This is a genomic window from Bacillus cereus group sp. BfR-BA-01356 (assembly GCF_022663635.1).
Classification (GTDB): Bacteria; Bacillota; Bacilli; order Bacillales; family Bacillaceae_G; genus Bacillus_A; species Bacillus_A cereus.
In genome coordinates this window covers 1-12,705 of the sequence record NZ_JAKUFX010000152.1, presented here as the reverse complement: position 1 = coordinate 12,705, position 12,705 = coordinate 1, and the positions used below count along the sequence as shown (strand labels likewise).

Here is a 12,705-nt window from a genome sequence, read left to right as displayed (position 1 = left end):
TTTTACATAAAATACTGGTCTAGTTTCGTGATGTCTTTTTTAAGCAATTTGTCCTTTGATAACTTCAAAAGATATTATTTTTCAGTTGACATACTACCGCAGGTCTTTTTACAGCGTTTTCAAAACTTGTCCTATGCTTGAATTATATCATGAAAAAAAGCTGGAAGAATACCAGCTTTTTTCTTCATGATTAATTTGTCACTTTCAACAAACGAATCCTCTCTTCGTATGCAGCTTGTAGTTTTTTCGTAATTGTTCCTCTTTCACCAGCCCCGAACTGTTCATCACCAATTTGAACGACTGGGAATATTTCAAGTGGCGTCGCTGTAAAGAAGCACTCCTCAGCCTCATATACTTCTTGTAATGAAAACTCTCGCTCCTCTACATCGATATGTAACTCTTTCGCTAATGTAATTACATAGTGACGTGTAATACCATGTAAAACGAAATGATCCGCTGGATGTGTAATCAACTTATTATTCTTCACGATAAAGAAATTGGAATGACACCCTTCAGTCACAATACCATCTCGTACTAATATTGCTTCTTGATACCCTTGTTCATTTATTTTGTTTTTGATCATGATATTAGGAAGCAAATTTAAAGATTTTATATGGCAAAACTTCCACCTGATGTCCTCTTCTACTGTCACCTTAATCCCTGCCTCCATTGAAGCAACTGGTCTTGGGAACGAAACAAGATTTGCAAAATATGTCGGTTGTAAATCTGATTCATATAAATGATTGCGCGGTTGTGCACCTCTTGATATTTGTAAATATACATTCCCATCTTCTTGAAATTGATTTTTTTCAATCATTTGATATAACTCTTCTACTAATTCTTCCTTCGTAAATGGTGGAATTAGTTTTATTTCTGCCATAGAGTTAAAGAATCGTTCCAAATGTAAATCTAATAAATGAGGCTTGCCATCGTATAGTCTAAATACTTCATAAATCCCATCACCAAATTGGAAGCCTCGCTCTTCTAATGCTACCATCGGCTGTTCTTCTTTCGTATTAATCATTCTCCCATTAAACAAGATCCAATCTTTATGAATAGCTTTCATTCTTCCCCACTCCTTTATCACATGATTGATTTTATTGTACAACTTATGACACCCTGAAAGAAGGAATTTTCTGTATTTTTACAAACTAAAAATACATCACTTCGTAAAAGTGATGTATTTTATCATTTATTTAAGGAAATATTTTTCAATATCATCTAACATAAGGTTCGCAGCTTTAATACCGCCTGCTGTATTCCAAATTACCTCATCTACTTGGAATACTTTATTATTTTTAGAAGCCTGTAGTTGCTTAAAGAGTGGATCTTCTGTCCATTCCTTCGCTAACGAATTTCCTTCATTATTCTTATCTGCATCTTTATCAGACGTGAAATAGAATAAGTAGTCTCCGTCCATATTTGGAATCTGCTCTTTTGTAATTCCTTTTATCGCAAAATCATCTTTATCTTGTAATGGTGGTCGTTTAAATCCAATATCATTTAAAACAACGCCCGAGAATGAGTTTTTTTGATAAATACGAACATCACCTGGCACGAAACGAATAATAGAAACTTTAGAATTCAATTTATCGCCCAACTTCTCTTTCATTCCTTCAATGCGTTTTTTATAATCATCAAGAGCTTTTTGCCCTTCTTTTTCTTTATTTACAGCTTTTGTATAAAGTGTAAAGTTTTCTTTCCAATCACCGCGTAATGTTTCTGCATAAACAGTTGGTGCGATTTCTTTTAGCTGATCATATATTTTTTCATGACGCATTTTATTTCCGATAATTAAATCTGGCTTAAGCTTCATTACAGCCTCTAAATTAATATCACGTTCAGTTCCTACAACTTCCGTGTTTTTTAACTCTTTCGCTAAATGAGGATACCATTCATCACCAGCACGTGGTTTCGTAGTCCCCACTGGCGTTACGCCCACAGCTAGGAGAGCCTCTGCGCCTTCATTTGTTAAAACAACAACTTTTTTAGGTGTACCATTTACTGTCGTTTCACCCATTGCATGCTTTACCGTATATGAATCTTTTGCTTTCGCTGATATATTATTTTCTTTTTTCTCTTCTTTACTACATCCTGCAATTACAACCATGAGTATCATAATGCAGAACATAATTAGTTTTTTAGTATGTATCATATGTCCTCCCTAGATGAAATCGATTATCATTAACATTTAAAGATTAATGTATCTTACATACATTGTCAATGTATATCAGAAAACTTTTTTAATATATACTATTTAGATTCTATCCGCTTTTCTAATGTTTCTTTTTAAAACATAGTGCATAAGTATGAAAAAAAATGTTGTTATTAAAATGCGTACCCTTGTTATACATAACAAGGATACGCATCCATATTGCACTATCATTTTAATTCCTAATATTGAGTATACTTAATATACGCTGAGTCATTATATACCCACTGATTTCCCCCAAGGTTTAACCAACCATTTTCATTTATATATACTAAATAAGATTCTGGAGAATTTAATTGGCGGATAACTGCAGATGTAGTTGATGGACCACTTCTTAAATTTACATTCATCCCTTGTATATATGCAACCCCAATCGGGCTTCCATCACTATTGCTTGTCTTTACAAAATTAATGTAAGAAAAATCATTATACACCCATTGTCCATTCCCCAAATCTAGCCATCCGTTACTTTCTTGATATACAACGTAAGATTCTGGAGAATTTAATTGACGAATAACTGAGGAAGAAGTTGATGGACCATTTCTTAAATTTACATTTTTCCCAAGAACATAAGCGATTCCCTTCGTTTGAGGTACCGGTTGTGGGTTAGGATGTTGTGGATTTGGAGTTACTCCAAAAATAGCTGCTATTCCATTTGCATACGCTTGACTTAGATCTTCAATAAATTGTGGATTTTTTAATAAATTTGCATCAAAAGCTGTATCAATAAAAGCAGTCTCAGTTAAAATTGCATCCATTGCGGTTTCTCTTAATACCGCATAATTTTCTTTTTTTGCTCCTCGATCACGAAGACCATATTTTGTTAATACAGGATTGACAGCTGTATGCATTTTTTGTTGCTTTGCATATGCAGTGCTGCTATTGGATAACGCATTATAAATATAACTTTCAAAACCTGTACCCCCGCCGCTATTAATATGAAATGAAATAAAATAATCCGCACTGAAAGCATTAGCAATATTAGCACGTTCAGATAAAGAAATAAACACATCACTATCACGTGTCATTTTAATTGTAATTGGGTAATTTACCGTTAAAATGTCTCGAACGCGTCTAGCAATTTGAAGTGTTAAGTTTTTTTCTACTAAACCATTACCAACAGCACCAGAATCATATCCACCGTGCCCTGCGTCTATAACAAGTTTCATTTTATTGCCCCGCCCCTTTCTTGTAATATGTTTGCATTTCTACTCGTCCTATTTTATGTGAAATGTACAAGTTCTGTTACAATTGCAAATAAAAAAACCGCCTTATGTAAGGCGGTTTCTATCATCTTGCTTTAACCAATTTAAAATAAATATATACGATTGATAGTGAACATAACGTATGCAAAATAAAATAAATAAAAGTGCTATTCCAACACCACTATAAAGTAAACCGAACTTTAAAAAAACATTTACAAGTGGTGGAAAGTTTGTTAGATTTTGCAATGCACTAAGCATACAAAACATAATGAAAAAGACAGGGACGTATTGTAATTCATACGGCTTTTTTTTCTTAATCATTCTTTTCCGAATGATTATATGACATAATTCTGCTACTATAAAGCACCCTCCAATTAATACAAGACCAGAAGTCATCGTCATACATCCACCTGCCTTATATTTATTGTATCGCATAAATAATCATCGTTATATTTTCTTTACATACTCTTCATCTTCTGAAGTAAAACCAAAACTCTCTATGAAAGACTTCGCCTTTTCTGTTAATTTCTCTTGTAGCACTTTTATTTCTTTCACATTTCTTTGTTTCATCATTTCTTCAAATGTAAAATACGTATTTGTACCATAACCGTAACCTTGGTAATCAAAATGAATAATTAGCTGTGATAAAACAGCCCGTTCCTCTTGTACACTATAATCTATTACACCAATATATGTATCATCAACTTTCACACAGTACTGTACCTTTTTCTCACCTAAACTATGCGATTTAAACATTTCTTTAACAACGCTTTCATTTTCTACAGTAACTTTCTCAAACGTAATCATATGTTGTCCATCCTTTTACTATTATTGTATCAATAATACTTCCTATTTATGAAAAAAACCTTAAGACCGTATGCGATCTTAAGGTTTTTCTAATTAAACTAAGCTATACGCACGTTTTGTTTCTTCATGGAACTTATTCGTATCGTATTTATGCTCAACATAAATTTGGTGCCATACCATAAACGCAAGTACAGTCCAAATTTTACGGCTATAATCGCCTTTATCTGCACAATGTGCTTCCAGTAAGTTTAATACATACTGTTTGTCGATTAAATGCTCTGTCTTACTTTCGTTTATAATATTTATAGCCCAATCATGCATTTCGTCTTTTAACCAGTGACGAATTGGTACTGGGAATCCAAGTTTTTTACGATCTAATACGTGATCTGGAACGATTCCGCGTGCTGCTTCACGTAAAATAGCTTTCGTAGTTCCGTTAGCAATCTTAAATTCAGTTGGAATTTTAGATGCAACATCGAATACTTCTTTATCTAAGAACGGTACACGAAGTTCTAATGAGTTTGCCATTGTCATTTTATCAGCTTTTAATAAAATGTCACCGCGTAACCATGTGAACATGTCAATGTACTGCATTTTACTTACATCATCATAATCTTTAATCTCGTTATACAATGGTTTCGTGATATCCATATAGTTAACACTTTCATTGTAATACTTCATTAATTCAGCTTTTTCTTCTTCACGGAAGATTTTAGCATTTCCATAGTAACGCTCTTCAATTGGTGTACATCCACGCTCTAGGAAGCTCTTACCTTTAAATCCTTCTTTAAGAGCACCACTTAATGCTTTTAGAACGCTCTTACCTGGGCTAGGAATGTAAGAGAACATTTTTAGTGAATTTGGCTCACGGTAAATGTTATAACCACCAAATAGCTCGTCTGCGCCTTCACCAGAAAGAACAACTGTTACATGTTTACGTGCTTCTTTCGCAACGAAGTACAATGGTACAGCTGCTGGATCAGCTAAAGGATCATCCATATGCCAAATGATTTTTGGGAACTCATCCATAAATTCTTTCGCTGAAATGAATACGTTATGGTTTTTAACGCCTAATTTCTCAGCAGTTTCTTTCGCAACATCAACTTCACTGAAACCACGTTGCTCAAAACCAACAGAGAATGTTAAAAGATTTGGATTCATTTCTCTTGCGATAGAAGCGATGATAGATGAATCGATACCACCAGATAAGAATGAACCTACTGGTACATCACTACGCATATGCACTTTTACTGAATCATATAACACATCACGAATTGCTTGGATATGCTCCTCTTTCGTTGCACTTGAAGCGTTGAAATAAGGTTTCCAGTAGCGATGGATTTCCATCTCTTTACCGATTTCTTTTACGAAATAATGACCAGGCTCGATTTTATTAACATCAATTGTTAAAGTTTCTGGCTCTGGACCATATTGGTACGTAAAGTAATGTTGTAGTGACGTTGGATTAACGCCTTTATCTTCCATCACATGCATAATACTTTTCTTCTCAGATGCGAAGAATGTAGTATCACCTTGTTGTGCGATGTATAAAGGTTTAATACCGAAGTGGTCACGTGCACCGAAAAGTTTCTTTTCTTCACGATCCCAAATCATAAATGCAAACATACCACGAAGGTAATCTACACATTTTTCTTTCATATGTGCATACAATGCAATGATAACTTCTGTATCAGATTGCGTTGCAAACGTTGCACCTTTTTCAAGTAACATTTCACGTAATTCTACATAGTTGTAAATTTCACCATTAAAAATAATTACATATCGATCATTTTCATAAGTTAGCGGCTGATGTCCTGCCTCTAAGTCAATGATGCTTAAACGGCGGAAGCCAAATTGTACATGTTCATCACGAAAATATCCTTCGTCATCTGGACCACGGTGGAAAATCATCGTGTTCATATTTTCAAATTGATGTTTTTCTGTTTCTGAAAACTCTCTAGGGTTTTCACATAAACATCCTACAAAACCACACATACTTCTTACCCTCTTTCAGTTTTCATTCTGTCTCTATACTACTATATCAACCCTATTTATACTAGCATAATCAACTGAATATGGCGACCAAAAACTATAAAAAAATCACTCCATTTCACATTTTTAACAATTTTTTATGAAAACATGAAAACTAGGCACTCACCTTTCTCCGCTTTTGTCATATGATATTGCAAATTGATTTCTAGGAGGGAATACCATGAGTGAAGAAAAAAAAGATTCTTCTCGCCCACCGGTTCGTAATTACTTAAAGCAAATTGATGATTTCTTCGAGCAAACACCTCTTCGCAATGTAATCGCTGATTTAAATCATTTTTTCCAAAAAGGAAACCGTTTATTAACATTCCCTGTAGATTTATATGAAGTTGGTGAAGAACTCGTTGTTACAGCTGAACTACCAGGTATACAAAAAGAACAAATCCAAATTGAAATACAAAGTGAATACTTAAAAGTCTCTGTAAAAGAAGAGATACTTGAAGAGGAAGAAGAACAAACATCCCATAACTATTATCGCCGAGAACGTTCCATTTCAGAAGCATCAAGATTGATTAAATTGCCGTATTCAATTAATAAAAAAGCGGCAAAAGCTTCTTATCAAAACGGCGTATTAGAAATTCGGGCGCCGAAACTTCCCCAGCAACATGACATTTTATCGATAGACTAATGCAAAAAAATAAGGGTGCTATGCACCCTTATTTTTAACCCACTAATCGCTTCATATCACGTATAATGTCTTCGTATGGCGTATTACTAATGCCACTATACTTTTTCATTACTTTTCCGTTTTGATCAATTAAATAAAATGATGTACCATGCATGACCTGACCGTTCTCCGGCTTATCTACAAGTGATTGGAAATTATCTTTTGAAAACTTTGTAATATCTTCTAACGAATACCCCGTTAATAAATTCCAGTTACTAGTATCCTCTGTAAACTTTTGAATAAAAGCTTTCAGATTTTCTGGCTTATCAAGGTCTGGATCTACACTAAATGAAACAAACTGAACGTCTAATTTCTCTTCTTTTGCCATCTTTTGAAGCTTGGCCATATTTGCAGTCATTGGTGGACAAACTGTCTGACAATTTGTGAACATAAAATCTGCAACCCAAACTTTCCCTTTTAAATCTTTTGTACCAAATTGCTTTCCATCTTGATTTGTAAATTGGAAGGTTTCTAAATCCCAATTTAATGGTTTACGAAGCTTTGAACCTGATTCACTACATCCAGCAAGTACAAAGAGACAAAATACAACCATAAGACCAATTATTTTTTGATAACGCTTCATTTATAAACCTCTTTTCTCTATCCTAAATTTAAATAGGTTATGTTTATAATAACAAAAGTTAACACTACGAGAAAATTGTTTACTACATTTGTTCACGAAATCGTACGAATTTACGTATGTTACTTCTTTATTTCAAGCGAATTACTAGACAAAATATATTTTTTTACTATTATTTCTATAAATAAAAGTGATAAAACTAATTTTATTGTTACTTTTGTAAATACCTCTCCCTATTTTTTAACAATTCCTTAAACATTAATCCATGTTTTACACTGTATTCCTTAACAACATTTCGGTACAATACAAATACAACGATTTTAAATGAGGTGATGTTCATGGCAAAGCGCTATGAAAATATGGATAATGTTAGTACAAAAAAATCAATTCGCTCTTTTTTACGCTGGCGTAAAGAACGAAAGCAAAACAAAAAAGATTTTTCTTTCTTAGTAGAACAATCACCCGTTAAACAAAGTGCATTTTTGCAAAGTAATGTTGAAAAAACGACTATCACATGGATTGGGCATTCCACTTTTCTTATCCAAACGAATGGACTTAATATATTAACAGATCCAGTATGGGCTAATAAATTAAAGCTAGTTCCAAGACTTACAGAACCTGGACTCTCTATAGAAGCACTACCTAAAATTGATATTGTCCTTATTTCACATGGTCATTATGATCATTTAGATTTTTCAACTCTTCGTCAGTTGAATGATGATGTTCTATATCTTGTACCTATTGGATTAAAAAAATTATTTACTCGTAAGAAATTTAAACATGTAGAAGAGTATAAATGGTGGGAAAGTACGATAATTAACGAAGTTTCTTTTCACTTCGTACCTGCTCAGCACTGGACGAGAAGATTCTTATTTGATATGAATACATCTCACTGGGGTGGATGGATTATTGATAATGAAACGACTATGGAAACCATATATTTTTGTGGTGACAGTGGCTATTTCCAAGGTTTCAAAGAAATTGGTGAACGCTTTTTAATTGATATTGCTCTTATGCCCATTGGCGCTTATGAACCAGAATGGTTTATGAAAGTATCTCATGTTTCACCTGAAGAGGCCGTGCAAGCTTATTTAGATTTAAACGCTACGCATTTTATACCAATGCATTACGGAGCTTTTGCACTCGCCGATGAAACACCTCGTGAAGCAATAACTAGACTTCGAAATAATTGGAATTTGCGCATGTTACCGTGGGAACAACTGCATGTACTCTTTTTAGGTCAAACTTTTATTTATAGTAACGCAACAAATAATAAGCAAATAAACGAAAAAATTGAAACTTTACATGTGTAACGTAATGACTGATTTTCTATATCCAACATATAATATAGAAAATCCTATAGTGAAAATTTAATTAGTGGGTTTTCTTCATCCCCACTGATTATTTGCCTTCACCAATCAAGCTTTTACGGGCAGCCCGCTACCTAACCTCTTTGCTCCAGCTAAATTTGAGGTAGAGAGTTTTACTGTCCGCAAATAGCGGGATAAAGGGTGTTTTCTATGAATGAATATTTACAGACTCGCTATATCATTAGCGGTAGTGCCTGTGTAGCTCTTCTTATTTCTTACTTTCTATTTACATAAAAAAGCTACTTGAAATATATTTTCAAGTAGCTTTTTTATTACTCTGCTAAATACATAAATCCGATTGCGCCCGGACCTGTATGAGTACTAATAATAGGCGTTGTATAGAAAATTTCTGATTGAGCAAATCCACTCACTTTTTCAACCGCCGCTTTCATACTTTCAGCTAAAGGAATTGCTTTCGCATGCGGAATTGCAACAGCTTTTACGACTTTTCCAGCCTTATCTTGCTCAAATAACTTAGCTAATGTTTTTACAATTTGGCCTTGGCTACGAACTTTCGTTACAGGATTATAAACACCGTCTTCAAGACTAGCAATTGGCTTTATATTAAGTAGCGAACCGATAAACGCTTTTCCTTTACCGATACGTCCACCCTTCACTAAGTTTTCTAATGTATCCACTACTACATATAAACGAGTATTCTTTCTTACTTCATCTACACGTTTTAAAATTTCTTCTAGTGAGCGTCCGTCATTTGCCATTTTTGCAGCTTCAATTACTTGATATGCTAAAGCATGTGTAATAAATTGAGAATCAACAACTGTTACTTTTGTATCAGTCATTGATGCAGCGCTATTTGCAGTTGCTACAGTACCGCTCATTCCACTTGTCATATGGATAGAAAGGACTTCGCTTCCATCTTCCCCTAGCTTGTCATACATTTCTACAAATGTACCCATAGCTGGTTGTGATGTTTTTGGTAATTCCTCTGATTTAATCATTTCTTCAATAAATTCGTCAGGTTGTAAATCAACGCGATCTAAATATGTTTGTCCATTTACAGAGATTGATAATGGTAAAACATGAATGTCATACTTTTCGATTACGTCTTGTGATAAATCTGCCGTTGAATCTGTTACAATTTTAATTTTTTGCATACTATACTTCTTCCCTTTCCAATACGCTCTCCTTGTTATTATACTAGTATTCCCATTGCTTTCAACAATTTGGAACGAAATTTCATCAAATTAATTATATTTTCATATCTAAAATGAAAAAGACAGAGTTTACTAACCCTGTCCGTACTTCGTATCATGCATTTTTTTCAAGGGTATTTGTTTTATATACATTTAAATAATCATTCCACTTCAAACAATTTTGTAAATATTCACGGAAAGAATACGAAAATCTTGGGTGTTTTTGTTTTTGAATTTTTGCAATAAATAATTGAAGACGAGACTGAATTAGAAACGATAATGGATGCTGTGCCTGTAGGACAGGGATTTCAAATATTTTAATGCAATCCCCTGTTGAATGAGTGAAATAAAAACTTTTCGTAATCACAATATCAATCCTCTTTTTCATTGGATTTTTGAACTTCCTCTACTTTGCGCTGTAACACGTTGTTTAAAGTGGAGTAAAATCAGACTTATATGATTTCTGTAGTCCTTATGGCTAGAAGATTTATACTCTATTCATCTCCACCTAATTCACCTTCCCGTTCTAAATATCTCTGAGACGGGAATCTCATTATCCATCAATTGTTTAATACATTTAGTATAAGCTTATAAAAGCGCAAAGTTTGTCTAAATTTTGGAGATTCTATAATTTTTTTCTTCTATATATTGTATACGTTTATAGCTATAGTATAACAAATAAATAAAAAAGTGCCTTTATAACGAGGCACTTTTCGACTGCATTTCTTCTCTTTTCTTTTTCCTCTTACTAACAACCTTTGATAACGCAATACTTACTTCATAAATACAAATAAGCGGCACTGCAACTAAACTATGAGATAAAAAGTCTGGCGGTGATATACAAGATGCAATGATAATTAATGCTACGTAAGCATACCTTCTTATTTTTATTAAAAATTCCGCCGTAAGTATTCCAATACTAGTTAAAAACATTACAACGACTGGCAATTCAAAAATCACAGCAAATGGAACTGTTAAATTAAGTACAAAATGAAAATACTTTTCTGTCGTAAACATCGTATTAAACATTTCATTACCTATCGTAGTTAAAAAGTGAAATAGAAACGGCATTACAATAAAGTATCCAAAACATAAACCTGCGATAAATAATATAGACAATACCGGTATATACATTATTGTCATCTTTTGTTCATTTGGATGTAAACCCGGTTTTACAAATAACCAAATTTGTATAGCAGCAAAAGGAATTGTACAAACGATAGCAAATACTGTAGCAATCGAGAAAAAAATCCACAATACATCACTTGGACCGAGAACAGTTAATTTCATTGGTAAATCTTTTACAAGCCAAAAATAAATATCCTTTGTAAAAGTAAATCCAATAATTAAAAATAGTACAAAGGATAACACCGTATATATTACTCTTTTTCGAAGCTCAACAATATGTTCTACTACGCTCATTTCCCGATTTTCCATCTCGTTCACCACACTTTATTTATCCATTACAAGGAAAATACACTACATTTTTTCTTTCTTTTCCTTTTCTTGAAATGCGTCATCTGTCAATTCTTTCGTTGATTTTTTAAACTCTTTTAACGTTTCCCCTAAAGCCTTCCCGATTTCCGGCAATTTTTTAGGTCCAAATAAAATGAGTACTGCTACTAAAATTAAAATTAACCCTGGAAAGCCAATATTTGAAAACATTTCCCCATCCCCTTTATTAGTAGTTTCCTTGTCCTACTATTACATAATTTTATTTTGTCAAAAAAGTTTGAAAACGTCAACAAATCCATTGTCTTTTGTCAAAAAAATTCAAAAATATAATCAATTATACAAATTTCATTTTCTATTGCTCTTGTGTATGATATGGTAAGGGAAATGACATATTATTTTATGATAGTAGAAAGGATTTGCATTATGACTGAAAAAATGACACGAATGACCCAATTTGTAAAAGAAGAAATTGCAAATGCAATTACACATGGTATCGGTGCCATTTTAAGCATCCCTGCCTTAATCATATTGATTATTCATGCTTCTAAGCACGGTACCGCATCAGCCGTAGTTGCATTTACTGTTTATGGTGTAAGTATGTTCTTACTGTACTTGTTTTCAACATTGCTACATAGCATTCATCATCCTAAAGTAGAAAAAATATTTACTATTTTAGATCATTCAGCCATTTACTTATTGATTGCTGGCACGTATACTCCTTTTCTACTTATTACACTTCGTGGCCCATTAGGATGGACGTTGCTTGCTATAATATGGACACTAGCAATCGGAGGTATCGTCTTCAAAATTTTCTTTGTACGTCGCTTTATAAAGGCTTCAACTTTATGTTACATCATTATGGGATGGCTCATAATCGTTGCTATTAAACCACTTTATGAAAATCTAACTGGACATGGTTTTTCACTACTTTTAGCAGGTGGAATTTTATATTCTGTTGGAGCTATATTCTTCCTTTGGGAAAAGCTACCTTTCAACCATGCCATATGGCACCTGTTCGTTTTAGGTGGTAGTGCGATGATGTTCTTCTGTGTACTCTTTTATGTCTTACCTACAGCATAATAAAAAAGGATTCAGCTTGGTATTATCCCCTATAGGTAGACAGTAAAAAAGAGTCCATCTGATATGATGGACTCAATACTGTTTTATCTGGAGGGGATTTTTTTATGGCAAGAAAAGGACAATCAT

14 protein-coding genes are annotated in these 12,705 nt (G+C 33.5%); 3 read left to right on the top strand and 11 right to left on the bottom strand.

The features are described from left to right. Positions 1 to 190: 190 nt before the first annotated feature. The 6 genes from dat to asnB form a co-directional block, all read right to left on the bottom strand. Positions 191 to 1,066: a D-amino-acid transaminase gene (gene dat / locus MR168_RS29200; RefSeq protein WP_086411393.1), complete on the bottom strand. Its 876-nt coding sequence runs from the start codon at positions 1,064 to 1,066 to the stop codon at positions 191 to 193. A 126-nt stretch (positions 1,067 to 1,192) separates the two neighbouring features. After that, entirely contained in the window at positions 1,193 to 2,155 is a 963-nt protein-coding gene (locus MR168_RS29195; protein ID WP_000581989.1) for an ABC transporter substrate-binding protein, read from the bottom strand. Between the two features lie 239 nt (positions 2,156 to 2,394). After that, positions 2,395 to 3,381: an N-acetylmuramoyl-L-alanine amidase gene (locus tag MR168_RS29190; protein ID WP_086411394.1), complete on the bottom strand. Its 987-nt coding sequence runs from the start codon at positions 3,379 to 3,381 to the stop codon at positions 2,395 to 2,397. 102 nt (positions 3,382 to 3,483) lie between these two features. Continuing rightward, positions 3,484 to 3,813 carry a hypothetical protein gene (locus MR168_RS29185; protein ID WP_016122425.1) on the bottom strand — a complete coding sequence of 110 codons (330 nt, stop codon included), beginning with the start codon at positions 3,811 to 3,813 and terminating at the stop codon, positions 3,484 to 3,486. Between the two features lie 51 nt (positions 3,814 to 3,864). Then, positions 3,865 to 4,224, bottom strand: a complete 360-nt coding sequence (locus tag MR168_RS29180; protein ID WP_000627523.1) for a GNAT family N-acetyltransferase — start codon at positions 4,222 to 4,224, stop codon at positions 3,865 to 3,867. 93 nt (positions 4,225 to 4,317) lie between these two features. Next, on the bottom strand, positions 4,318 to 6,219 hold the full coding sequence (gene asnB / locus MR168_RS29175; RefSeq protein ID WP_000333816.1) for an asparagine synthase (glutamine-hydrolyzing): 1,902 nt from the start codon (positions 6,217 to 6,219) through the stop codon (positions 4,318 to 4,320). Positions 6,220 to 6,436: 217 nt separating this feature from the next. On the opposite strand from asnB, the gene MR168_RS29170 reads away from it, so the two are divergent. Beyond that, positions 6,437 to 6,901, top strand: coding sequence for an Hsp20/alpha crystallin family protein (locus MR168_RS29170; protein ID WP_001288085.1), 465 nt, complete (start codon positions 6,437 to 6,439; stop codon positions 6,899 to 6,901). A 34-nt stretch (positions 6,902 to 6,935) separates the two neighbouring features. On the opposite strand, the gene MR168_RS29165 is transcribed toward MR168_RS29170, so the two are convergent. Then, complete coding sequence (locus tag MR168_RS29165) at positions 6,936 to 7,523, bottom strand: SCO family protein (RefSeq protein ID WP_000833335.1); 588 nt, start codon at positions 7,521 to 7,523, stop codon at positions 6,936 to 6,938. 335 nt (positions 7,524 to 7,858) lie between these two features. Here MR168_RS29165 and MR168_RS29160 point away from each other — a divergent pair, with 335 nt between their 5' ends. After that, the gene (locus tag MR168_RS29160; RefSeq protein ID WP_001129630.1) at positions 7,859 to 8,833 is read left to right on the top strand and encodes an MBL fold metallo-hydrolase; all 975 of its coding nucleotides are present in this window, start codon (positions 7,859 to 7,861) and stop codon (positions 8,831 to 8,833) included. A gap of 329 nt (positions 8,834 to 9,162) precedes the next feature. Here the strand turns inward: MR168_RS29160 and MR168_RS29155 are convergent, their stop codons facing one another. From MR168_RS29155 to MR168_RS29140, 4 genes are all read right to left on the bottom strand, one after another. After that, positions 9,163 to 10,005, bottom strand: coding sequence for a DegV family protein (locus MR168_RS29155; RefSeq protein WP_086411920.1), 843 nt, complete (start codon positions 10,003 to 10,005; stop codon positions 9,163 to 9,165). Positions 10,006 to 10,159: 154 nt separating this feature from the next. Then, complete coding sequence (locus tag MR168_RS29150; RefSeq protein ID WP_000629012.1) at positions 10,160 to 10,411, bottom strand: DUF2535 family protein; 252 nt, start codon at positions 10,409 to 10,411, stop codon at positions 10,160 to 10,162. A gap of 329 nt (positions 10,412 to 10,740) precedes the next feature. Continuing rightward, a complete protein-coding gene (gene tatC / locus MR168_RS29145; protein WP_000431523.1) occupies positions 10,741 to 11,481 on the bottom strand; it encodes a twin-arginine translocase subunit TatC in 741 nt (246 codons plus the stop codon). Between the two features lie 42 nt (positions 11,482 to 11,523). Beyond that, positions 11,524 to 11,709 carry a twin-arginine translocase TatA/TatE family subunit gene (locus tag MR168_RS29140; RefSeq protein WP_000492443.1) on the bottom strand — a complete coding sequence of 62 codons (186 nt, stop codon included), beginning with the start codon at positions 11,707 to 11,709 and terminating at the stop codon, positions 11,524 to 11,526. Between the two features lie 213 nt (positions 11,710 to 11,922). Here MR168_RS29140 and trhA point away from each other — a divergent pair, with 213 nt between their 5' ends. Beyond that, complete coding sequence (gene trhA, locus MR168_RS29135) at positions 11,923 to 12,579, top strand: PAQR family membrane homeostasis protein TrhA (RefSeq protein ID WP_000136889.1); 657 nt, start codon at positions 11,923 to 11,925, stop codon at positions 12,577 to 12,579. Positions 12,580 to 12,705 lie beyond the last annotated feature (126 nt).